The organism is Kribbella sp. CCNWLW201 (genome assembly GCF_037203805.1).
Lineage (GTDB): Bacteria > Actinomycetota > Actinomycetes > Propionibacteriales > Kribbellaceae > Kribbella.
The window spans coordinates 604,064-627,385 of sequence record NZ_JBBCBQ010000003.1 but is presented as its reverse complement, the minus strand read 5'-3'; the positions used below and the strand labels follow the sequence as shown (position 1 = coordinate 627,385).

The 23,322-nt window shown below is 67.7% G+C and carries 19 protein-coding genes; 15 read left to right on the top strand and 4 right to left on the bottom strand.

The window, feature by feature from the left end:
• Window positions 1-32 precede the first annotated feature (32 nt).
• Together V9K99_RS18395 and V9K99_RS18390 are read left to right on the top strand one after the other, a co-directional pair.
• Window positions 33-779: a class I SAM-dependent methyltransferase gene (locus V9K99_RS18395; protein WP_337000290.1), complete on the top strand. Its 747-nt coding sequence runs from the start codon at window positions 33-35 to the stop codon at window positions 777-779.
• Entirely contained in the window at window positions 776-4,849 is a 4,074-nt protein-coding gene (locus tag V9K99_RS18390; RefSeq protein ID WP_336999544.1) for an alpha-(1->3)-arabinofuranosyltransferase, read from the top strand. Before V9K99_RS18395 ends, V9K99_RS18390 begins: the two co-directional genes overlap by 4 nt.
• Here V9K99_RS18390 and V9K99_RS18385 read toward each other — a convergent pair.
• Window positions 4,738-5,961 (bottom strand): acyltransferase family protein, encoded by a 1,224-nt coding sequence (locus tag V9K99_RS18385; protein ID WP_336999546.1) that lies wholly within the window; start codon window positions 5,959-5,961, stop codon window positions 4,738-4,740. The genes V9K99_RS18390 and V9K99_RS18385 overlap by 112 nt on opposite strands.
• The gene (locus tag V9K99_RS18380; RefSeq protein WP_336999548.1) at window positions 5,958-7,724 is read right to left on the bottom strand and encodes a hypothetical protein; all 1,767 of its coding nucleotides are present in this window, start codon (window positions 7,722-7,724) and stop codon (window positions 5,958-5,960) included. The genes V9K99_RS18385 and V9K99_RS18380 overlap by 4 nt, the downstream gene beginning before the upstream one ends.
• Window positions 7,725-7,835: 111 nt before the next feature.
• Here V9K99_RS18380 and V9K99_RS18375 point away from each other — a divergent pair, with 111 nt between their 5' ends.
• A complete protein-coding gene (locus tag V9K99_RS18375; RefSeq protein WP_337323403.1) occupies window positions 7,836-8,918 on the top strand; it encodes a DUF3068 domain-containing protein in 1,083 nt (360 codons plus the stop codon).
• On the opposite strand, the gene V9K99_RS18370 is transcribed toward V9K99_RS18375, so the two are convergent.
• Window positions 8,915-9,706 carry a class I SAM-dependent methyltransferase gene (locus V9K99_RS18370; RefSeq protein WP_336999552.1) on the bottom strand — a complete coding sequence of 264 codons (792 nt, stop codon included), beginning with the start codon at window positions 9,704-9,706 and terminating at the stop codon, window positions 8,915-8,917. The genes V9K99_RS18375 and V9K99_RS18370 overlap by 4 nt on opposite strands.
• A gap of 33 nt (window positions 9,707-9,739) precedes the next feature.
• Between V9K99_RS18370 and V9K99_RS18365 the strand changes: the two genes are divergently transcribed.
• Together V9K99_RS18365 and rpsA are read left to right on the top strand one after the other, a co-directional pair.
• Window positions 9,740-10,630, top strand: a complete 891-nt coding sequence (locus V9K99_RS18365; protein ID WP_336999554.1) for a phosphotransferase family protein — start codon at window positions 9,740-9,742, stop codon at window positions 10,628-10,630.
• 249 nt (window positions 10,631-10,879) lie between these two features.
• Window positions 10,880-12,358, top strand: coding sequence for a 30S ribosomal protein S1 (gene rpsA / locus V9K99_RS18360; protein WP_336999555.1), 1,479 nt, complete (start codon window positions 10,880-10,882; stop codon window positions 12,356-12,358).
• A gap of 66 nt (window positions 12,359-12,424) precedes the next feature.
• Here the strand turns inward: rpsA and V9K99_RS18355 are convergent, their stop codons facing one another.
• Window positions 12,425-13,069 (bottom strand): hypothetical protein, encoded by a 645-nt coding sequence (locus tag V9K99_RS18355; protein ID WP_336999557.1) that lies wholly within the window; start codon window positions 13,067-13,069, stop codon window positions 12,425-12,427.
• 86 nt (window positions 13,070-13,155) lie between these two features.
• Here V9K99_RS18355 and coaE point away from each other — a divergent pair, with 86 nt between their 5' ends.
• The 10 genes from coaE (at window position 13,156) to V9K99_RS18305 (ending at window position 23,304) form a co-directional block, all read left to right on the top strand.
• A complete protein-coding gene (gene coaE, locus V9K99_RS18350; RefSeq protein ID WP_336999559.1) occupies window positions 13,156-13,773 on the top strand; it encodes a dephospho-CoA kinase in 618 nt (205 codons plus the stop codon).
• Window positions 13,774-13,976: 203 nt separating this feature from the next.
• Complete coding sequence (locus V9K99_RS18345; protein WP_336999560.1) at window positions 13,977-15,113, top strand: PrsW family glutamic-type intramembrane protease; 1,137 nt, start codon at window positions 13,977-13,979, stop codon at window positions 15,111-15,113.
• Window positions 15,110-16,201: a hypothetical protein gene (locus V9K99_RS18340; protein ID WP_336999562.1), complete on the top strand. Its 1,092-nt coding sequence runs from the start codon at window positions 15,110-15,112 to the stop codon at window positions 16,199-16,201. Before V9K99_RS18345 ends, V9K99_RS18340 begins: the two co-directional genes overlap by 4 nt.
• Window positions 16,198-17,082 (top strand): hypothetical protein, encoded by an 885-nt coding sequence (locus V9K99_RS18335; protein ID WP_336999564.1) that lies wholly within the window; start codon window positions 16,198-16,200, stop codon window positions 17,080-17,082. The genes V9K99_RS18340 and V9K99_RS18335 overlap by 4 nt, the downstream gene beginning before the upstream one ends.
• 34 nt (window positions 17,083-17,116) lie before the next feature.
• Window positions 17,117-17,929: a hypothetical protein gene (locus tag V9K99_RS18330; protein ID WP_336999566.1), complete on the top strand. Its 813-nt coding sequence runs from the start codon at window positions 17,117-17,119 to the stop codon at window positions 17,927-17,929.
• 103 nt (window positions 17,930-18,032) lie between these two features.
• The gene (gene uvrB / locus V9K99_RS18325) at window positions 18,033-20,138 is read left to right on the top strand and encodes an excinuclease ABC subunit UvrB (RefSeq protein WP_336999568.1); all 2,106 of its coding nucleotides are present in this window, start codon (window positions 18,033-18,035) and stop codon (window positions 20,136-20,138) included.
• A 127-nt stretch (window positions 20,139-20,265) separates the two neighbouring features.
• Window positions 20,266-20,634, top strand: a complete 369-nt coding sequence (locus V9K99_RS18320; RefSeq protein WP_336999570.1) for a VOC family protein — start codon at window positions 20,266-20,268, stop codon at window positions 20,632-20,634.
• A gap of 12 nt (window positions 20,635-20,646) precedes the next feature.
• Window positions 20,647-21,462, top strand: a complete 816-nt coding sequence (locus V9K99_RS18315) for an amidohydrolase family protein (RefSeq protein WP_336999572.1) — start codon at window positions 20,647-20,649, stop codon at window positions 21,460-21,462.
• Window position 21,463: 1 nt separating this feature from the next.
• Window positions 21,464-21,811: an MmcQ/YjbR family DNA-binding protein gene (locus V9K99_RS18310; protein WP_336999573.1), complete on the top strand. Its 348-nt coding sequence runs from the start codon at window positions 21,464-21,466 to the stop codon at window positions 21,809-21,811.
• Between the two features lie 350 nt (window positions 21,812-22,161).
• The gene (locus V9K99_RS18305) at window positions 22,162-23,304 is read left to right on the top strand and encodes a TerC family protein (protein ID WP_336999575.1); all 1,143 of its coding nucleotides are present in this window, start codon (window positions 22,162-22,164) and stop codon (window positions 23,302-23,304) included.
• Window positions 23,305-23,322: the final 18 nt, after the last annotated feature.

The following is a 23,322-nucleotide window of genomic DNA, read 5'->3' as shown; positions in this document are numbered from 1 at the left end:
CAAGATCCGTTAATGTCCCGCCTGTGCCAGTGATGACGAACTCCACATCGAGCAGCGTGTGGCGAGCCGACCTCGGTCGTTCCGTCCGGCTGTTCCGGGCGTTCGGGGTCGAGCAGTCGGACCCGGATCACTTCTACGAAACGCTTGCCGCGGACTCAGTCGGTCAGCTCGAGCAGTACGCCGCCATGCCGGGTGCGCTGATGCTCGACGTCGGCGGTGGTCCCGGGTACTTCGCCGACGCGTTCCGGCAGGCGGGAGCGACGTACTACGCGATCGACTCCGACCTGGGTGAGCTGAGCGGCCGTGGCGAGCCCGCACCGGGCACAGTGCTCGGCAGCGGCATGGCCCTGCCTGTGGCAGACGCGTCCGTCGACATCTGCTTCTCGTCCAACGTGCTGGAGCACGTGCCTGACCCATGGCTGATGGCCGACGAGATGGTCCGCGTCACCAAGCCGGGCGGCACGGTGTTCCTGTCGTACACCGGCTGGTGGGGCCCGCACGGCGGCCACGAGACCGCACCGTGGCACTACCTCGGCGGACATCGGGCCGCCCGCCGCTATGAGCGCCAGAAGGGCCACCCGCCGAAGAACCGGTTCGGTGAGTCGCTCTTCCCGATCACCGTCGCCGGCGGACTGCGCTGGGCCCGCTCCTGCACGCAGGCGGACCTGGTGGCCGCCGTACCGAGGTACCACCCGCGCTGGGCGTACGGCGTTCTCGCGCTGCCCGGGGTGCGTGAAGTCGTGACCTGGAACCTCGTCCTGGTGCTGCGGCGGCGATGAGGAGGCTGAAGGCAGGGAGCACGGAGCAGGTGGTCTGGCGAGCGAGGCTCGTGCTGGGCTGCCTGGTCCTGATCGCCCTGTGCTTCCACCAGGCACCGGGCAAGATCGTGCCGGACACCAAGCTCGACCTCACTGCTGGACCAGGCGGCTTCCTGGCCCGCTCGCTGCACCTCTGGGATCCGCAGGGAGCGTTCGGGCAGCTGCAGAACCAGGCGTACGGCTACCTGCTGCCGATGGGTCCGTTCCACTGGCTGCTGGACGCTGTGTCGGTGCCTGACTGGGTGACGCAACGGCTGTGGTGGTCGCTCGTGCTGTGCGTCGCCTTCCTCGGTGTCTGGAAGCTGTGCAACGCCTTCGACTACGGCGTGCCCTGGACTCGCTTTGCCGCCGCACTGCTGTACGCGCTGAGCCCACGCATGCTCGGCGAGGTGTCGATCACCTCGATCGAGGTGTGGCCGATGGCGATGGCTCCGTGGGTGCTATTGCCGCTGGTGACACCACGGGCGCGCTCGGGCTGGTGGCGAGTGGGCTGGTCGGCCGTGGCGTTCGCACTGGTCGGGGGAGTCAACGCAGTCGCCACAGGTGCGACGCTCGTACTCCCTGCACTCTGGTTGATCACCCGACGGCTGGATCGGTCGACGCTGAAGGTGGCCGTCGGCTGGCTGGGCTGTGTGGTCGCTGTGTCGGTCTGGTGGCTCGTCCCGCTCATGCTGCTCGGCCGCTACAGCCCGCCGTTCCTGGACTGGATCGAGGACGCGGCCGTCACGACCGGCATGGCAAGCGTGTTCGAATCGTTCCGCGGTACTTCGCAGTGGCTGAACTTCCTGACCGGCGCCGACGGACCCAGCTGGCCGGCCGGCTGGCTCTACGTCACGCAGCCGATGCTGATCCTCACGACCGGGGTCATTGCGTTGCTGGGCCTGGTCGGCCTGGCGATGGGGTCTCTCAAGCACCGCGGGTTCCTGCAGCTCTCACTGGTCGTAGGACTCCTGCTGGTGACGCTCGGCCATGCAGGCGCGGCCGGCTCGCCGCTGGCGTCGCAGCTCCAGGACCTGCTCGACGGACCGCTCGCCGCACTCCGCAACACGCACAAGTTCGAGCTCGTCGTCCGGCTGCCACTCACACTCGCGGCAGCCCACGCACTGAGCCGGCTCACGGTGTGGGCAACAGCCAAAGGCCTCCACCGCCGAGTGGTGCCCGTGCTGGTGGCCTGTTTGATCGTCTCGGTCGCAACGCCGGCCATGTTCGGCCAACTGCCCAGACGAGAGGGGTACGACGCGATCCCCGCGCACTGGCGTGAAGCGGCGACCTGGCTCGACAGCCAGACGACGAGTGGCAGTGTCCTCGTCGTACCGGCTGCATCGTTCGCGGACTTCACCTGGGGCTCCACCAAGGACGAGCCGTTCCAGCCTCTACTGAAACGACCGATGGCCGTGCGGGACGCCGTACCGCTGGGGTCTGCCGGGGCGACGCGGTGGCTGGACGAGGTGGAACGCCGACTTGGCTCAGGAGTCGGCGACCAGACGCTCCGGCAGGCACTGGGCCGTGCAGGAGTCAGGTACGTCGTGGTGCGCAACGACCTCCGGCTCGACGCGCAGGTGACGCCGACGTTGGCAGTCCACGAGAGCCTGACCGAGTCCGGTCTCGAGCGCGTGGCCCATTTCGGGCCGGCCACCGGCAGCACCATCGAGCAGCCCGGGGCGACACTCGACGGGCGCACTCGGCTGCCGTACCCGAGTGTGGAGATCTTCGACGTCGGTGACACGAGTGCAGCCCGGCTGATCCCGCAGTCGCAGCTCGTGGAGGTCCGTGGAGCCGCCGAAGACGTGCCAGCCGCCTTGACCGCACTGGGCGGCGACCGAGACGCCGTGACCACGGCAGACGCCGCCGGAAAGCTCACCGGCCTGCCACTCATCCAGACCGACGGCCAGCAGCGTCGTGAGGTGTCCGTCGGCCGTTCGGCCGAGAACTACTCACCTGTCCTCTCCGCAACAGAGCAAAGCCGGCAAGGCCGCCGCGCCCTCGGGTACGACGACAGCTCGGCTGGACCGAGTACGACGCGGACGTGGGGCGGCGGCATCGTCGACGTACGGGCATCGTCGTCGGCAGCGGATGCGAACGCCACACTGCGGACAGGACCTGGCAACGGGCCGTTCGCGGCGGTCGACGGCGACGCGTCGAGTCGCTGGGTCTCCGGCACGTTCGGGCGTAGCAGTGGCGAGTGGCTGGAGCTGACGTTCGCGTCGCCTCGGACTGTCGACGGACTGAAGGTCCAGTTCTCCCTGGCACCGCCGACGATCGAACCGGTCCGGACGCTGCAGGTGGAGACCGACGCGGGCTCACTGACCTCTGTGGTGTCTGGGTCTACCGAACCGCAGAACATCCCGACACCACCTGGCAAGACGCAACGGCTGCGGCTCAGCGTCGGCATCACCGACGGCAAGAACCCGAACGGCGTGTCCATCGCCGAGGTGAGCCTGCCCGGGATGCTTGCGGTCAGCCGGCTCGTGGTGCCGTCGGAGGACCGTCAGCCGAGCGCACTGGTGTTCAGGAATCAGCAGATCGGCCGCTCCGCCTGTCTGCACGTGAACACCAGGCCGCTGTGCCGGCAGAACGTTGCCAAGGATTCCGAGGAGCCCACGGGGCTTCAGCGCAGTGTGGAGTTGCCGAAGGCTGCGTCGTACCAGCTGCAGGGAACCGCGCTGCCGAAGGACGGTGCCGCGCTGGAGAGCCTGCTGACCGTTCCGGCTTCCATCACGGCCAGTGCCTCATCGCGAGCCGTGACAGCGCCGGAGGGGCGGCCGGGTGCGGCGGTGGATCGTGATCTTGGCACCGGCTGGGTTGCCGACCCCACTGACGGTCGCCCGTCCCTGACGCTGAAGTTGCCGGTGGCAAAGAAGGTCAGCGGGCTGCAGTTCCTCACCGACCCGTACCTGACCGCGTCGCAGCCGACCGAGGTGACGGTCCGGATCAACGGCGGCCCACCGGCATCGAGCAAGGTCGATGCGGAAGGCTATGTCCGGTTCGCGGCGCGGACCGCACACACGATCGAACTGGACTTCACCAGCACCAGACCGTTGGTCGACTTCGATTCCGCGACTGGGTTCGCCCGGAACGCGCCGGTCGGTGTGGCAGAGGTCCGGGTGCTGGGTGCCGACCATCTGCGCAAGGCGCTCGACCTGGAAGGCCAGACTGGTTCGTTCTGCGGCTATGGGCCTGGTGTGCGGCTGGACGGCGTACCTGCGGACACTCAGGTGAAAGCGACGGTGCCGGACCTGCTGCAACGGCGGCCGGTGACGTTCAGCACGTGCGGGAAGGACAGCACGGTCGCACTGCAGGCCGGACGCCACAACATCGACGTTTTAGCCGGTGGTGGCTTTGCGCCGATCGAGGCGACCTGGACCAGGGCCGGATTCGGCAACGTATCGAAGACGCCAGTGCAGACCGCGGAGGTGTGGCGGCCCAACCCGGCTGAGCTGACCGTCGAGGTGCCGGCTGCGGAAGAGCAGTCGGTGCTGACCATCGCGCAGAACTTCAACGAGGGCTGGGAGGCGTACGACGGCAGTGGGCGCAAGCTCACCCCGATCCGGGTCGGCGGCTGGCAGCAGGGGTGGGTGCTGCCCGAGGGTATCGAGCAGGTGGTCACCGCGCGGTTCATGCCCGATCGCACCTACCGGGCCGGGTTGCTGGTCGGTCTGCTCTCCCTACTGGCTGTCGTTGCGATGGCGGTCTTCTTCCGGCGCCGGTCGAGGCACTCAGGGCACCGGCTGCGCGAAGGTCGCTACGTCGGTCCGTGGGTGGCTGTGGCAGTCGGTCTCGGCGCAGGCGCGTTCATGTCCGGCTGGATCGGCTTGGCGGCCGTGGCAATCGCGGCAGCGTGCACGTGGTTCCTGTCCGGTCGCCTGGTGATCGCGGTTGCCGCCGGTGTGGTGGTGGTCGGAACGCTGATCGCAGCGGCTCAGCCCTGGCCGGACGAGGGAGCGGGACTGACCTCCGGTGTCGTCCAGGCGTCGGTCTTGTTCGCCTGTGCGCTCGTGCTCTTGTCCAGGCCGACCGGTGAGACGTCGTAGTCCTTGTCACGCCGGCCCAACCGCATGATCGGGCGCTCCATCCCGTAATAGCTCGCGGCCGCGACAGCAGCCGACACCACCAGAGTCGGGAAGAACAGCAGCGCGAACCGGCCACTGAACAGCGTGTATCCGCTGACCTGCTCAACCACGCTCAACACGATCACGTGGTACGCGAAAACGCCGTACGAGATGTCACCGGCGACGTGACCGACCTTGCCGCCGAGGACTCGGGCCGCACGTGCTGTCGGGTTCAGCGCCGGGAAGAGCACGCAGGCTGCGATCCCTGTGTACAAAAGGCTCTTCACGAAGGCCTGGCCCGGTGAGGCGGCCGTCAGGTTGTACGGACCGGCCACCGGACTCGCGGCGATGACCAGCAGCGCGACAGCGACACCCCACACCGTGCCGGGGATCTTGGTCAGCGTGTCCAGCGCAGACGGCCCGAGCCGTCCGCTGCTGCGCGCCACCTGCCACAGCGCGAACCCCATGCCGACAGCGAACCAACCGACGTACCCAGGCAGCCAGAGACCCGCACGGGCGTGGTCGGTGGCGTTGATGCCGGCCATCCACGCCGGACCGAGCAGAGTGAAGGCACCCAGTACGACGAGGCGCCAGCGCACACTGCGCCGGGTCGGACGCTCGTACCCGGTCAGCAGCTTCGCCAGCGCCGGCAGCAGCAAGTAGAACGTGACCTCGGTCGCCAGACTCCACATCTGCGTGAGCCCGTCCGCTGCCAGGCCGTCGAAGTAGATCTGGGTGAGTGTCGCGTGTTGCAGGTACGTCGCCCAGGTCACACCGTCCTTGTGCGGGACAAGGATGGCGGCCAGCAGTACGGCGACCCACAGTGCCGGGAGGATCCGCAGGGCACGGTTGCGCAGGTACGGCAGGGTCAGCGGAGGCAGGGTGCCGTCGAACCACGCGACCACGTGCGGCCGGTAGAGCAGGAACCCGGAGATCGCGAAGAAGATCGCCACTCCGACGTCGAGCCGCGCCAGCAACCCGGCGAACGGCCCATTCAGCGAGGCTCCGCTGTGAAACCCGACATGCGTGGTCAGCACCGCGAGTGCCCCGATCGCACGCAGCCCGTCCAGGGCCGGGAATCTGGTCCGTGTCATCTGGGCAGTCCGATCTCGAGGTTCGTCACGCAGAGGTTCGTCGCGGGATCGGAGGAGCGTAGCCGAACCTCGGTGGCGGTGATGCGCCGCGACGGGCCGAAGTACATGCTGCCGAGTCCGGCGGGCCACTTGGCCGCCGGCATCGCGGCGACGTTGCCGTCGGCGTCGACGAGCTCGATCGACACCTGGTTCTCCCGGTCGGCGAAGTACGCCGCTTTGACGAACCACTCGGCGGTCGCGAGCTCGGCCTGTGTCGACTTCAGTGGCACGGTCAACGGCTCGGTGCCGCGCAGCAGCAGGTTACAGAAGGAGTTGCTCGTGGAGGCCGGCTCGCCGCGCGACCACACCGCCAGCGGTGAGAGCCGGAGGTTCCCGGTCTCGTCGACCCGCAACGGCTCACTGCCCGGTGCCTGCAACTGGAACGGGATCCCCGTCATCCGCAGTACCGGCGAGAGCCTGGTGTCCGTCATCAACACGTTGACGATCGGCGACGGCATCGCCGTGTCCCACAGATTGACGTTCGGCCCGGCACGATCCAGCTCCGCCCTCACGTTGGCGAAGTACGCCTTGGCCGGATTGTCCGCCCATGTCCTGGCAAAGCCCGCATCCGACACCACGACCCCGGCCAGCAAGCCGCACAACGCCAGAGCAGGCACGAACCGCGGCAGGCGCAGCGATTTCGCTGATAGAACGACGGCCAACGTCAACGGGATCGAGAGATCGGACCAGTAGTGGTAGTGCAGGGTGATCACGACCCCGAACAACGCGAAGCGCCCATAGGCCACCAGCAGCAAGGTCACCACCACGTAGACGACGACGCTGCCCCACAGCAGGAGCGCTCTGCGGTCTCGCCTCCACGCCGTGAGCAACAACACACCGGCCACCAGTCCGCCCGTCACGACGGCGGCCGCGGGTGGGCTGGCGATGCTCATTGGAATCCCGGTGTCCGCCCACGACCACGGTCCGCCTGCCAGGGCGCTCAGCGGAACCTCGAAGGCGTTTCCGGCGAGATCGACCAGGTTGCCGAAGGACGGCAGCCGACCCGACGAAGGGTTGCCCTGGGTCAGGTAGAGGGTGCCGAAGGCAACGATGGCGACGGTGAGGGCGGCGGCGTACGGCCAGGTGCGGCGGAGCCAGCCGCGGAAGGGCTCGTCGCGCAGGTAGAGGGCGAGGGCGACGGCCGTGAACAGGATCAGAGCGGATTTCTCCCAGCAGGCAAGGGAGATGAGCAACGACAACGGGCCGTAGGCCAGGGCTCGGCGGCGATGGCCGTCGTACCAGTCGATCGTTGCGTGCAGCAACAGCAAGCCGAAGACGTGGGCGGACAGGTTGTTCACGCCGCTCGACAGCGACATGAACGAAGGCATGCTGAGCGGGCTCAGCGCGTAGAACAACGTGCCGCCGATCACCCACCAGGTCGGGCCGAGGACGCGCAGCAGCAGCCGGCCCATCAGAACGATCGCGGCGGCCTGCATCAGCACCCGCCAGGCGACGGTGAAGTCGTGGTTCAGCGGTGCCACCTCGGCGAAGATCGCGTAGACGAGCCGCAACCCCGGCGCGATGTGATCGTTCACCGGGGTGAGCAGCTCGGCGGGTGCGAACCCGTGGCTGCCCTGGACGAGGAACTCGAGGTCGTCGCTCAGCCACGAACCGCGCCGCGCCAGCAGCCCGAGCACGGCCGCCTGGACGACCGCGATCGCCACCACGACACCGCGGAGCACCGATGACTCGGGTGCGGTCGGCAGCCCGGAGATCCCCCTCATGCGGCGCGACTATATGACAGTTCGGACACCGGCGAATTTTCTTCTCCCCGCCGTCTTCTCAAGGTGGCTACCCGCTGGTAGCGTCCCGCGGACAGACCGGGAGGGGTTGTTGTGGGGAATCGCAGTCGAGCACTGATGATCGGGCTCGGGGTGTTCTTCGTCGGCGTTGCGGCGCTGGCCAAGTTCTATGCATATCCGACGCTGGCGGTCGCGCCCGCGGACCAGGTTGCGCACACGGTGTCGACCGGGCCGGACGCGACGATCTTCAGTATCGCGGAGCTGAAGGAGAAGCCCGGCGTCGAGTTGGAGGCACGTCGTACCGTCCGCGGCGACGTGGTCGCGGCCGAGAAGATCAGCAAGGCGCTGAACCGCAAGGTCGTCGTCTTCGACACCGCCGTGGTCACCGACGACTCGCCGAACTACCAGTTCCCCGACGATGCGTCGAACACCAAGGACCTGCCGCTGAGCTTCGTCCAGGAGCGCGTCGTCCTGGATGCGCACACCGGTGAGGCGGTGCGCTGGAACCCGTCGGGTGACGACAACAGTGGCGAGTACATCGCCACCACGCTGGAGAAGGCGGACCGGCTCAAGCCGGACCAGAACAGCCCGCTGTTCAAGGGCCACGAGGGTCTGGTGCTGAAGTTCCCGTTCGGCACCGAGAAGAAGACGTACAAGTTCTGGGACTCCACGCTGCGCAAGGCGTTCCCGATCCAGTTCAAGGAAGAGGCCGAGCTCAAGGGTCTCAAGGTGTACGTCTTCGAGCAGGAAGTGCCGAAGCAGGACGTGCCGCTGGCCAAGCCGCTGATGGTGCCGGGCAACCTGGTCGACGAACCGGGCCGGGACTCGGTCGAGGTGCAGCGCACGTACAAGAACACCCGGACCCTGTGGATCGAGCCGATCACCGGCGCGATCATCAAGGGCCAGGAGAAGCAGCACGCCAGCATCGCCTACAACGGCGAGGACAAGCTGATCGCAACCCAGGTCACCATCGCGTACGACGACGCGACCGTGACGAAGAACGTGAAGGGTGCGACCGAGAACGGTGTCGCCGAGGGCGGCTACCAGTCGAAGGCGGCCCAGCTGAACCTGATCGGCTTCTGGGTCCCGCTCGGCGCGCTGATCGTCGGACTGCTCCTGTTCGGCTTCGTCGGGTTCCGGCAGCTGCGGCCATCTTCAAGTTCCAGCGAGAGCTAGTTCTTGTGCGCGGACCAGATCGCGGTGCCTGGAACCAGGCGGCCGCGGTCTGGTCCCCAACCGCCCCAGATGAGGTCATGCCCGGCCGGCCACTCGGGTTCGAGCAGGTCGTCCACGACGAACCCGGCGCCGGTGAGCGCACGGACCCAGTCACCCGTCGTCCGGTGATGCTCGGCGTAGATCGGCGTACCGGCATTGTCGACTTCCACGTACGGCGTCCGGTCGAAGTACGAATGGGTGATGTGCAGACCGGCCGGTGACGGATCGTCCGGCATGGTCCAGCGGAACGGGTGGGTGACGGAGAACACCAGCAGCCCGCCTGGCTTCAGCGTGCGGGCGATCTCGCGCAACGCGGTCCCGGCATCGGCCACGAACGGCAACGCCCCAAACGCCGAGCAGACGATGTCGAACGTGCTGTCTCTATAGGGCAGTGCAACGGCATCAGCCGCGACCGTGCGTACGGCGGTGCCGGTCCGCGCATCGAGTTGTCGCGCGATCCGGAGTTGCTCCACCGAGATGTCGAAGGCAACGACGTCGGCGCCCTGCTTGGCCAGCCAACGCGAGCACTGGGCCGCACCGCACCCGACCTCGAGGACGCGTTTGCCCCGGACCGGCCCGAGCAGCTGGGCCGACTCCTCGTCCACGCCCTCCGGACACCAGACGAATCGATCGTCGCCGAGGAACTCGCCATGCTCGGACAGATACTCGTCGGCCGCCGAGTCCCAGTACGCCCGACTCGCACGTGACGTCTGAGCCTCGCTCAACTCAACCCTCCGCGGCTCAACCACGCGGTCAGCGTAGCGATGCGGCAGGATCGCGGTATGAGCGACTTCGCGGCGAGTGCTGTTCCACTGACGGGTGGGTACGGCGGTCAGACGTATGCGGTCAGCGCGGGCGGTGAGGACGCCGTACTGAAGTTGTATGTGAAGGACCCCGGGCGGGCGGCGGTGGACGCGGCGCTGCTGCGGCTGGTGCACGGGCTGCTGCCGGTGCCGCGGATCCTGGACGCGAAGCGAGACGGGTCGCCGGAGGATCCGCCGTACTTGCTGACCGAGCGGCTGCCGGGGATCAATCTGCAGGTGTTCCTGGAGACGGCGGGCGACGACGAGCGGCGGTCGGTCGGGCGGCAGCTGGGGGAGTTGCTGGTGCGGTTGAGCGGGATGCCGTTCCTCACCTTCGGGATGTTCCGGGACGGCGAGCTGGCGATCGAGCCGTTCGGCTTCGGTGATCTGGAGACGTACTTCGAGGGCTGCGAGCTCGGGTTCGACGAGAAGCAGGTGGAGGGCTTCCGCCAGGTGATCGGGTACGCCGAGGACGTCCTCGCTGATGGGGTCGACCGGGTGTGCCTGGTGCACAGCGACTTCAATCCGAAGAATCTCCTGGTCGACCCGGCGACCGCGCGGATCACCGGGCTGATCGACTGGGAGTTCGCCCACGCCGGGTCGCCGTACACGGATCTGGGAAACCTTTTCCGGGGGTGCGACGACCCGGTCCTCGCCGGCGCCGTGCTGAGCGTCGTACGGGGGAGTGGGCTGGACCTGGGTGAGCCGCTCGTGGACCTGGGGTGGGCGGCGGACCTGTGGGCGTTGCTGGAGCTGGCCGGACGGTCGGGTGAGCACGAGGTCGCGACGGCCGCCCACGACCTGGTCTCCCGAATGGCGGACACGGGCACCCTCTCCGGAGGCCGGGTGGCCCTGGACGTCGTACATTGAGATCAGTGACACGTCGGGAAACCTCGGCGGGCAGCCGGTGCGGGCCGGGTGCCCCGGGTTGCCGTGCCTTCGTCAATACCCGTATTCTGTGAGATGCGCTATGGGCCCGCGCGACCTCGGACGGAGCAGGCTCGTGCTCGCAGCAGTCGGTGGTGATCTGTGCTCTTCAGGCAATCCAGCGGTTTGGTGCGATCCAACGGTTCATGACGCGACCGCACGACACCACCAGTCCACGGAGCAACCCACCACATGACGGCCAGCATCGAGGCACCTCTCGACCCCGCAGTTCGCACCACCCCGCAGGTAGCGGTCAATGACATCGGGTCGGAGGAAGACTTCCTCGCGGCGATCGATCAGACCATCAAGTACTTCAACGACGGCGACATCGTCGAGGGCACCATCGTCAAGGTCGACCGGGACGAGGTCCTGCTCGACATCGGTTACAAGACCGAAGGCGTGATTCCCTCCCGCGAGCTGTCGATCAAGCATGACGTCGACCCGAACGAGGTCGTCAACGTCGGCGACCACGTCGAGGCCCTGGTTCTCCAGAAGGAGGACAAGGAAGGCCGCCTGATCCTCTCGAAGAAGCGCGCCCAGTACGAGAAGGCCTGGGGCACGATCGAGAAGATCAAGGAAGAGGACGGCGTCGTCACCGGTACCGTCATCGAGGTCGTCAAGGGTGGTCTCATCCTGGACATCGGCCTGCGCGGCTTCCTGCCGGCGTCGCTCGTCGAGATGCGCCGGGTCCGCGACCTCCAGCCGTACGTCGGCCAGGAGATCGAGGCCAAGATCATCGAGCTGGACAAGAACCGCAACAACGTGGTCCTGTCCCGCCGGGCGTGGCTGGAGCAGACGCAGTCCGAGGTGCGGATGAACTTCCTCACCCAGCTGCAGAAGGGCCAGATCCGCAAGGGTGTCGTCTCCTCGATCGTCAACTTCGGTGCGTTCGTGGACCTCGGCGGCGTCGACGGTCTGGTGCACGTCTCGGAGCTGTCCTGGAAGCACATCGACCACCCGACCGAGGTGGTCGAGGTCGGCCAGGAGGTCACCGTCGAGGTGCTGGACGTCGACATGGACCGCGAGCGCGTCTCGCTGTCGCTGAAGGCGACCCAGGAAGACCCGTGGCAGCAGTTCGCCCGGACCCACCAGATGGGCCAGATCGTGCCCGGCAAGGTCACCAAGCTGGTTCCGTTCGGTGCGTTCGTCCGGGTCGAGGAGGGCATCGAGGGTCTGGTGCACATCTCCGAGCTGGCCGAGCGGCACGTCGAGATCCCGGAGCAGGTCGTCCAGGTCAACGACGACGTCATGGTCAAGATCATCGACATCGACCTCGAGCGGCGCCGGATCTCGCTGTCGCTGAAGCAGGCCAACGAGGGTGTCGACCCGGTCTCGGACGACTTCGACCCGACCCTGTACGGCATGGCGGCGACGTACGACGACCAGGGCAACTACGTCTACCCCGAGGGCTTCGACCCGGAGACCGGCGAGTGGCTCGAGGGCTTCGACAAGCAGCGTGAGGAGTGGGAGCGGCAGTACGCCGAGGCCCACGCGCGCTGGGAGGCCCACAAGAAGCAGATCGAGGACGCCAAGACGGCGGACGTCGAGGCCGGCGAGGCGTCGACGTACTCCTCCGCCGCGGCTCCGAAGGACGACGCTCCCGTCGAGGGTGCGCTCGCTTCCGACGAGGCGCTGCAGGCCCTCCGCGAGAAGCTGACCGGCCAGGGCTGACCTGACCAGTAGGACCCGAGACCCCCGCACCCCCGTACTGGGTGCGGGGGTCTCGCACGTCCGGCCTCAGTCGTAAGGGCGGCGGGGTTTTGGGTGGCCGAGGCCGTTGCCCCAGCCACCGCGGCCCTCACCTTTCAACGTCGACCGCAGTTCGATGACCTGGGCGCGGGCACCGCTGGAGGCGAAGAAGCCGACCTTGTAGGACTCGACCGGGGCGTTCGCTTCCCAGGTCGGCACCTGTCGCTCGCCGTACCGGGCGGTGTGCAGCGGCGGGTCCTCGCCGGCTCTGATCCGGGCCACGTCCTGGGCACAGGCGGCGACTTTGCGCGTCGGGCCGTTGGCCGGTGTCCAGACGATCTCCGTGCTGGCCGGTCCGTGCCGCGCGTCGAAGTAGCACGGAGTTCGCCACTCGGGGAGTGGCAGGCCTGCGACTCGAGCCCGCAGACACGCCAGCGCGTACCGACCGTCGGTGAGGGTGTGGGCGATCGCGTCGGCAGATCCGGTGGTCTGCAGGCGATCGACGGCTCGCTTCGCCGACTCGTAGGCATCCAGAGCGGCCTGGTAGTCCCGGCGTGCCGCAGGGCCGAGCTCCCGCGGCGCCTCGAACTTGGCCAGTTCCTCGCCGAACTGGATGGTGTCCGCCTCGGCGGCCAGCCTGACCTGCCGCAGTTCACGACCAGCACCTCGCCGCGCCCACCGAATCCACGCCATGTCCCATGCTAGGGGCACTTTGTCCACCAGATTTCCATTTCGCGGCGTTTGGCGTACGCGAACGGTGCACAAAGTAGGGTGCTGGCGTGCTGAGAGTGGGACTGACCGGTGGGATCGGGTCCGGGAAGAGTGCGGTGTCGTCGCGGCTGGCGGAGCGCGGGGCGGTGGTGATCGACTCCGACGTACTGGCGCGGGAAGTGGTGGCCAAGGGGACCGACGGGTTGGCCGAGGTGGTCGAGGCGTTCGGGGACGGCGTACTGACTGCCGACGGTGAGCTGGACCGGCCCGCGGTCGGGCGGATCGTGTTCGGCGACGAGGCCGCCCGGCGCAAGTTGGAGGCGATCATCCACCCGCGGGTCCGGGCCCGGGCGGCCGAGATCGAGGCCGCCGCACCGGCCGACGCGGTCGTGGTGCACGACATTCCGTTGCTGGTCGAGACCGGTCAGGCGGACCGGTTCGACGTCGTCCTGGTCGTCGATACGCCGGTCGACGTACAACTCGAGCGGCTCACCACCCAGCGGGGGATGACTGAGACGGAAGCGAAGCAGCGGATCGCGAGTCAGGCGTCTCGCGAGGACCGGCTCGCGGCGGCCGACCTCGTCGTGGACAACTCCGGCACCCTCGAGGACCTGGACCGGCGGATCGGCGAAGTGTGGGCCGGGTTACAGCAGCGGGTAGGGCACGGTCCGGACACGAAAGCGTGACCCCTGCGCGGTAAATGATGTTTCCAGGGCGGGCTGTACGAGAATCTGTCCCGGTCCGGCCCGGGTAACCGGTCCCGGCACCACCGTCGGCGCGGTCCCGCGCCGGTCCGGACGTCCGAGGTTGGGAGGATGGCGTGGTCTGTCCGCGCTGCAACTCAGACGTCCCCGAGGTATCGCATTTCTGCCACCACTGTGGCAACGATGTGCGCTCCGGGGACGCCGAGCGGAAGAAGGCGTACGCCGCCAGGCCGGATGAGCCGGTGGCGTCGTTCAAGCTGGTCTCGACGATCATGCCGCAGGGCGCCGGCCGGCAGCCCTACACGTACAAGGTCGCCCTGGGCGTCGCGCTGCTGCTGACCGTCGTCACGGCCGCGCTCGGTGCCTTGCCGGTGGCGATCATGGTGGCCGCCTTCTCCATCCCGATCGTCTACATCCTCTACCTGTACGACGTGAACCTGTGGGAGGACGAGCCGGTCCCGGTCGTCGCCGCGGCGTTCGTGCTGACCGGCGTACTGGCCGCGGTCTTCACCTGGCTGTGGTCGGACAAGATCGTGCTGTCCATCGACACGATCGGCGGCAACGACGCCGGCCCGGCCGCGCGGGATCTGCTGATCCTGCTCCTGCTGGTGCCGGTCGTGTCCGAACTGATCCGCCAGGTCGGCCCGCTCTACCTGGCCTCCAGGCCGCGGTACGACGACCTGATGGACGGCTTCACCTTCGGCGTGGTGGCCGGTGTCGGGTTCGCCTGCTTCGAGACGCTCGTACTGCACTGGGGCTGGATCAGCGGCGGCTTCGCCGGTCCGGGCAGCAGCGCTGGCACGTGGATCTCGATCGTCGTCCTGCACGGATTCATCAAGCCGCTGATCTACGGATCGGCGACCGGCCTCGCCGCCGCCGAGTTCTCCGGCCTGGGCGAGGGGTACGACGGATTCACCCCGCGCTGGGTGACCGGCGTGATCCAGGCGATCCTGATCAACGCGCTGTTCCAGGGCGGTGTCTACCTGCTCGGCTTCGTCGGCGGCCACGGCTCCACGATCGGCGCGATCCTGGCCGTCCTCTGGGGTCTGCTGCTGCTCGGCGCGCTGATCATCCGGGTCCGCACCGTGCTGCACAAGGGCCTGCTCGAGGCAGCGCTGGAGTCGGCCGCACGCGGTGGTTCGAACCACGCGTCCGGCGACCTGGCCTTCTGCTCGCGCTGTGAGATGCCGCTGCTGCCGCACTCCGACTTCTGCTCCGCGTGCGGCAACTCCACGCGGTCGGTGGCGAAGTCCGCCCGGGGCGTGACGGCTCCGGCGGGTGCGGGTGGTTACGAGGCGACGACCGGGGAGACGCAGGCATGAGCAACCAGCAACCGCCGTACGGCGGCCAGCCGGGCTACGGCCAGCAGCCGGGTCAGCCTGGGTACGGGCAGCAGCCGGGTCAGCCCGGATATGGCCAGCAGCCGGGCCAGCCTGGGTATGGGCAGCAGCCGGGTCAGCCGGGTTATGGGCAGCAGCCTGGGCAGGCGCAACCTGGGCAGGCGCAGCCTGGGTACGGGCGGCCGCAGCAGGCTCCGCCGGGTTACGGTCAGCCGGGTCAACCGCCGTACCAGGGCCAGCCGGGGCAACAGCCCGGCCAGCAGCCTGGGCAGCCGCAGTACCCCGGCCAGCAGCAGTACCCGGGTCAGCAACAGCAGTACCCGGGACAACAGGGCTACCCGCAGCAGCAGGGGTACCCGGGCCAGCAACAGCAGCAGTACGGCGGCGGCCAGCAGCAGTGGGGTCAGTACGGCGGCCAGCCCCCGCGCGGCAAGGGCGGGAACAAGATCCTGTTCCTGGCCGGCGGTGCGCTCGCCGTGGTCGCGGTGATCGGTGTCGTCCTGGCGCTGATCTTCGGCGGCGGTGACGACAAGCAGGCCGGCCCCGGCCCGAACCCGGAGCCGACGACCACCAGCACCGAGAGCCCGTCACCGGAGCCGACCGGCAACGCCGACGAGGGCATCGAGGTGGCCGAGGGCGTCTACGTGAAGCCGCAGCCCGGCTACGTCCGCAAGAGCCTGGACAACTTCAAAGGCGTCTACCTGCTCAAGCAGGGCGAGGCGTACTTCATGGTGAACGCGTTCAAGGCCGACGGCGAGACGACCTCGACAGTGCTGCCGGAACTGCTGAAGATCGAGACGAAGGGCCTGTCGCAGGTCAAGACCGGTGCGCCGAAGGAGAGCAAGCCGGGCGAGAACGACAAGTCCGAGGTCAAGGTCCTCACCACCCAGAGCTTCCAGGCGGTGGCGACCACCCAGAACGGCAGCATGCCGGTGATCGGGTTCGTCGGCGTGATCGAGCGCAACGACGGCGTGATCACGATCATCCGGGTGTACGGGCGCAAGGACAAGATGGCCACGGTCGAGCCGGACTCGACAGCGATGCTGAAGTCGGTGGTCAGGAGCCAGTGAGCGGGAAACGCGACAAGAGTTCGGGCGCGGGCAACCCTTGGGTCAGCCAGCCCGGACCGGACGACGACGCGGCGGCTCCGAAGGAACCGGAGCTGCCGCCGTCGCCGTGGGATCTGGAGGTACCGCCTCCGCCTGGTCCGTGGCCGGATGCGACCGGCCCCGGGCCCGGACCTGGTCCGGCCACGGAGACGAGTTCGGCGTGGGGCGACAAGGTCGGGTCGCCGTCGCTCCGGCGGCCGCCGCCGGAGAAGAAGGGCCCGCGGATCCCACCGCTGCTGATCCCGATCGGCGCCGGGCTGATCGTGGTCGCGCTGGTCGCGGTTGCGCTCGTGCTGCTGTCCGGTGGCGACGACACCGCGGAGCAGCAGCCGACCCAGTCGCCGACGCCGACGGTGAGTACGCCGGTCACGTCGTACCTGCCGCCGCCGAACGCGATCCAGGTCGGCTTCGGCGTGTCCGTCGTACCGGTCGAGGGCTGGAGCCTGCTGGCGAAGGAGACGCAGGGCAAGGAGCTCGTCACGTACGCGCCGAACGGCGATCCGCGGGCGTTCTTCTGGGTCCGGCAGAAGCAGAACGTGACCGCGCAGGCGTACCTGCTGGCGATCGTCGAGGGCGAGACCGCGAACGAGATCGCCCAGCTCGGCAACACCCGGAACCTGCCGTGCCCGAAGGACGTCTTGGAGGAGTGCGTCGCGATCAGCTACACCTCCACCGCCAAGGACAAGACCGGGATGGACGTGAAGGTGCAGGGCTACGTGGAGGTGTACCGGCGCAAGGACAACGTGGCCACCGCACTGGACTTCCGGACCCGGGTCGACTTCGCCCAGAAGGCCGAGGCGGACGCCGAGACGATGAAGAAGTCGGTACTCGACAGCCTCTGATGATGACATCCCAGACACACCGCGAGGAACAAGTATGAGTCAGCAGTACGGGCCGCCCCCGGGACCGCCACCCGCCCCCTCGTCCGGCGGCTGGGGGCCGGCACCCGGCGCTTCCGGCCCCGGTGGATCTGGTCCGGCTGGTCCCGGCGGTTGGGGCACCGGGCCGCGGCAGCCGCAGCGGCAGGGGAACTCGAAGCGCAGCCAGTGGATCATCATGGGCGGCGCGGCCCTGGCCGTCGTACTGGTCGCGGTCGGCGTCGTCCTGCTGGTCACCGGCGGCGACGACGAGAAGCCGACCGCCAACCAGACACCGGACCCGACCGGCAGCATGTACACCCCGCCGACGCCGACCAAGGCGGTCGTCACCAAGGGCCCGAACGACAAGGGTGTCGAGGTGGGCGGCGGGATCTGGTTCACCCCGGCCAAGGGCTGGCTGCCGGACTGGGACAAGTCCAAGGGCGGGAAGAACTACATCCTGCAGCAGTTCAACCGGCGCGGCCTGATCGACGGGTACTACTGGGTCCGCCAGACCGACCTGTACGACGCCAAGGGGTTCGCCGAGCACCTGGTCGACATCGAGTCGAACAGCATGAAGAACGTGCGGATCAGCAAGGGCGTGGTCTGCAAGCCCGCGAACGAGGCGATCAAGGCCTGCTACGCGCTGTCGTACTCCGCCTACGTGAAGACCAGCAGCGGCAAGCTGATCCCGTTCAAGGGCTTCGTGACGGCGTACCAGGACCAGTTCGACAAGGTCACCGCCACCGACGCCGGCCTCGAGGCCACCGTCTACAAGCGCCGGGTCAACGAACTCATCTACATGAACAACACCCTGGTCCAAAGCTTCTGAACCGGGTTCCGAGCCCCGCCTCCCGCTTGAGGAGGCGGGGTTCTCTGCGGTTCTGACCTGGGGTTTTTAGAAACTGTCGGGGGCGGGTCGTACGGTGGGGGGCATGAGACAGGTCTCGGATCTCCAGCGTATGGTCGCGCCGTTGAAGGTCGTATCCGACTTCGAGCCGGCCGGTGATCAGCCGACCGCGATCGCGGACCTCGAGCGGCGGATCAACGCCGGCGAGCAGGACGTGGTCCTGCTCGGCGCGACCGGTACCGGCAAGACGGCCACGATCGCCTGGCTGGCGGAGAAGATCCAGCGCCCGATGCTGATCCTGCAGCCGAACAAGACGCTCGCGGCCCAGTTCGCCAACGAGCTGCGGCACTTCTTCCCGGCCAACGCCGTCGAGTACTTCGTCTCGTACTACGACTACTACCAGCCGGAGGCGTACGTCCCGCAGACGGACACCTACATCGAGAAGGACTCCTCGATCAACGAGGAGGTCGAGCGGTTGCGGCACTCGGCGACCTGGTCGCTGCTCACCCGCCGCGACGTGGTCGTGGTCGCGACCGTCTCCTGCATCTACGGCCTGGGTTCCGCGGACGAGTACCTGAACCGCATGATCCACGTGAAGGTCGGCACCGAGATGGACCGCGACGGCCTGCTCCGCAAGCTGGTCGGGGTGCAGTACGCGCGCAACGACCTGGCCGGCACCCGCGGCACGTTCCGGGTCCGCGGCGACACGCTCGAGGTGTTCCCGGTCTACCAGGAGCTCGCCGTCCGGGTGGAGTTCTTCGGTGACGAGATCGAGCGGGTGATGACGCTGCACCCGCTGACCGGTGAGGTGCTGAGCGAGGAGGACGAGGTCTACATCGGCGCCGCCACGCACTACGTGACCGCGCCGGAGCGGATGGAGCGGGCGATCACGTCGATCGAGGCCGAGCTGGCCGAGCGGCTGGCCGAGCTCGAGCGTGGCGGGCAGTTGCTGGAGGCGCAGCGGCTGCGGATGCGGACGACGTACGACATCGAGATGATGCGCCAGATCGGCACCTGCTCGGGCATCGAGAACTACTCCCGCCACACCGACGGCCGCGAGCCGGGGACGGCGCCGCACTGCCTGCTGGACTACTTCCCCGAGGACTTCCTGCTCGTCATCGACGAGTCGCATGTCACCGTGCCGCAGATCGGCGGTATGTACGAGGGCGACATGTCCCGGAAGCGGACGCTGGTCGAGCACGGGTTCCGGCTGCCGTCGGCGATGGACAACCGGCCGCTGCGCTGGGAGGAGTTCCTGGAGCGGATCGGCCAGACGGTCTACCTGTCCGCGACCCCGGGACAGTACGAGCAGGACAAGTCCGACGGGTTCGTCGAGCAGATCATCCGGCCGACCGGTCTGGTCGACCCCGAGGTGATCGTGAAGCCGACGAAGGGCCAGATCGACGACCTGATCCACGAGATCCGGCTCCGGGTCGAGCGGAACGAGCGCGTCCTGGTCACCACACTGACCAAGAAGATGTCCGAGGACCTGACCGACTACCTGCTGGAGATGGGCATCCGGACCAGGTATCTGCACAGCGAGGTGGACACCCTCCGCCGGGTCGAGCTGCTCCGCGAGCTGCGGATGGGCGAGTACGACGTGCTGGTCGGTATCAACCTGCTGCGTGAGGGCCTCGACCTGCCCGAGGTGTCGCTGGTCGCGATCCTGGACGCCGACAAAGAGGGCTTCCTGCGCTCCGGCCGGTCGCTGATCCAGACCATCGGCCGCGCGGCCCGGAACGTGTCCGGTCAGGTGTTCATGTACGCCGACAAGATCACCCCGTCGATGGAGCAGGCGATCGACGAGACGAACCGGCGCCGGGCGAAGCAGATCGCCTACAACGAGGCGAACGGGGTCGACCCGCAGCCGTTGCGGAAGCGGATCGCCGACATCACCGACATGCTGGCCCGCGAGGACGCCGACACCGCCGAGCTGCTCGGCTCCGGCCGGAACCAGTCGCGCGGCAAGGCACCGGTGCCGGGCGGCGGCAAGACGAAGGCCGGTGAGAAGGCGAAGGAACTGGCCGGCGGCCTGCCGTCGTCGGACCTGGCCGACCTGATCCAGCAGCTCACCGACCAGATGCACAACGCCGCCGCCGAGCTCCAGTTCGAGGTAGCCGCCCGCTACCGCGACGAAATCTCCGAACTCAAGAAAGAACTCCGCCAAATGACCGCCGCCGGCGCCAAGTAACCGCCGGTTCCGTGTCATCGTCTCGCGCCAGTTGACGGGTTGCTTTGGAGACGCGTCGACACGGCGGGCGGGCTTTGTCGGTGGCGGCAACTACTGTGCCCCCAAGGTCCAGAGGGGGAGGTAGCGCATGTTTGATCATCTGTCGTTGCAGTGTGATGACCTGGAGGCGAGCCGGCGGTTCTACGAGCGGTTGCTGGCGCCGCTTGGGATCAGCGTGACGATGGAGTTCGGCGACGTACTCGGCCTGTCCGGGCCGGACGGCGTACCGAAGTTCTGGCTCGGGAAGACCACGACCGGGGGAGCGCAGCGGGAGATTCACGTTGCCTTCAGTGCGCCGGATCGGGCGACCGTGGACACGGTGCATGCCGCTGCCCGAGAGTTGGAGGCCGAGGTCCTGCACGAGCCGCGGGAGTGGCCGGAGTACCACCCGGGCTACTACGCCGTCTTCGTCCGCGACCCCGACGGCAACAACATCGAGGCGGTCACGCACACCTGACCTAGGGGAGATATGACGCAGTACGGCGGACCTGTGATCGACACGCATGTGCATCTCGAGTTGGACGACGAGATGCGGATGCCGGGGATGACATCGCACGGTGTCGTGGAGTACCTGGCAGCCGCCTCCGACGTTGACCTCAAAGCGTCCGCCGTACTGGTGATGGCGCCGAAGGACAATCCGGAACGGACCAGGGCGATGAACGATCTCGCTCTGACGCTCGGTGCCGACGACGCGCGCTGGTTGCCGCTGTGCTCGGTGCATCCGTTCGACGGGGACTTCGCCGCCGAGGAGATCGACCGGGTCGCCGAGGCCGGGGCCAGGGGGTTCAAACTGCACCCGAACACGCAGGCCTTCGACCTCGCGGATCCGCGGGTGACGGACGTCGTACGGCGGATCGCGGGGCACGGCCTGCCGGTGCTGTTCGACGGGTACTCGCCGTTCGATTCCGACCAGCCGGGGAAGTTCGTCAAGCTGAGTACGGAGCTGCCCGAGGCGCGGATCGTCATCGCGCACGCGCTCGGCCCACGGTTCGCCGAGTTGCTGGTGTACGACGTCCTCGCGAGGTTCCCCGGGTTCTGGACGCGGAACATCTGGGTGGACCTGTCGTTCACCGGTGGGCTGTACGCCGATTCGCCGTACCGGGAGCAGTTCGCCTGGAGCGTGCGGCGGGTCGGGGTGGACCGGCTGTTGCTGGGCAGTGACTATCCGATCGACAGCCCGGGGCGGGCTCTCGCGACGTTGGGGGCGCTCGGCTTCACACTGGACGAGCAGCGCGCGATCGCGCACAACAACGCGGCGAAGTTGTACGGGCTGACGGGGGAGTGAGATGACGAGATTGACCGGAGCCGATGTTCTGGACCACTGTCTGGCCAAGCCCGGGGCTTGGCAGGACGAGCCGTGGGAGGGGGACGTGGTGGCGAAGGTGGGGGACAAGATCTTCGCGTTCCTCGGTGGTGACGGGGTCGGGCTCAAGTGCGGAGCCAACCGCGAGGAGGCTGACGAGCTGGTCGACACCTACCCGGACGACGTCGGCAAGATGGCGTACATCGGCCGGTCGGGCTGGAACACAGTCCGGCTCGGCGGTGCCGTCCCCGACGACGAGATCCTGGAGCTGATCGACACGTCGTACGAGACGATCGTGGCGAAACTTCCGAAGTCCAAGCGGCCGTCGTGACCACTACGCTGCGTGAGCGACCCTGCAAACGCTCTGCATACAGTACGCCGTACACACTCTGACTCGGTGTGATCGGGACTCCTGTTGTGCACAACCGGTGACCGAACGGGGATATTCCCGTTGCGAGCCGTGATCATTCCGACAAGCGGACCGGGCGCTCCGGATTTGGAGACTTGGACATCGACCAGTCAGAATAGGTGCGGAGAAGGGGAGTATTCCTTTCGCGGCGGTATCGTCATCACGGTCAAGGGTTCGTTTCCCTCGCCCGGTGCCGCCGGCCAGGCTCGGCCAACGAGTCAGGCGGAAGAGACCTTCGGAGTCCTGTTCCGTCTGCGCTCCGGAGGTTTCCTGTGCACGTTGCTGACTACGTCTGGTACATCACTGTCGGCGTGCTGCTCGCGCTGCTCGCGTTCGATGTCTTCATCATCGGCCGGCGCCCGCACGAACCGACCACCCGGGAGTCCGCGACCGCGATCGCGTTCTACGTCGGTCTGGCGGTCGTCTTCGGCCTCGGGGTCTGGGTGTTCTCCGGTGGTCAGTACGCGGGAGAGTTCTTCGCCGGCTGGCTGACCGAGTACAGCCTGAGCGTGGACAACCTGTTCATCTTCCTGATCATCATGTCCAGGTTCGGTGTGCCCAGGAAGTACCAGCAGACGGCCCTGCTGGTCGGCATCATCCTGGCGCTGGTCTTCCGCGGCATCTTCATCGCCGTCGGCGCGGCCGCGATCAACCAGTTCTCCTGGATCTTCTACCTGTTCGGCGCGTTCCTGCTCTACACGGCGGTCCACCTGGCGATGCAGGGTGAGAACGACGACGAGGACTTCAAGGAGAACGCGGTCATCCGGTTCGCCAAGAAGCGGCTCAACGCGACGCACGAGTACAACGGCGTCAAGCTCACCGTGATCCAGAACGGCAAGCGGCTGGTCACCCCGATGGCGATCGTGATCGTCGCGCTCGGCACCACCGACCTGCTGTTCGCGCTCGACTCGATCCCGGCGATCTACGGTCTGACCCAGGAGCCGTTCCTGGTCTTCACCGCGAACGTGTTCGCGCTGATGGGTCTGCGGCAGCTCTACTTCCTGCTCGGCGACCTGCTGAAGCGGCTGGTGTACCTGTCGATCGGCCTGTCCGTCGTGCTCGCCTTCATCGGCGTGAAGCTGGTGCTGCACGCGATGCACGAGAACGAGCTGCCCTTCATCAACGGCGGTCACCACATCGAGTGGGCTCCGGAGATCCCGATCTGGTTCTCGCTGGGCTTCATCATCGTCACGCTCGGCATCACCACGGTCGCCAGCCTGCGCCATTCCCGCAACCAGCCGCGATCAGAGTCGGCCGGCGGTGGCGAGCTGGACGAGTCGACTCCGGTCGAGTCCGTCAACGGCAAGACCGAAGACGAGACCGGCCGCCCGACCGACACGGTGCTCGACGACAAGACCAAGGCCGAGCTCGACGCGCTGCGCGAGCCGGAGGAGACGGACGCGAAGAAGCACTGACACCCGAACGACAAGTCG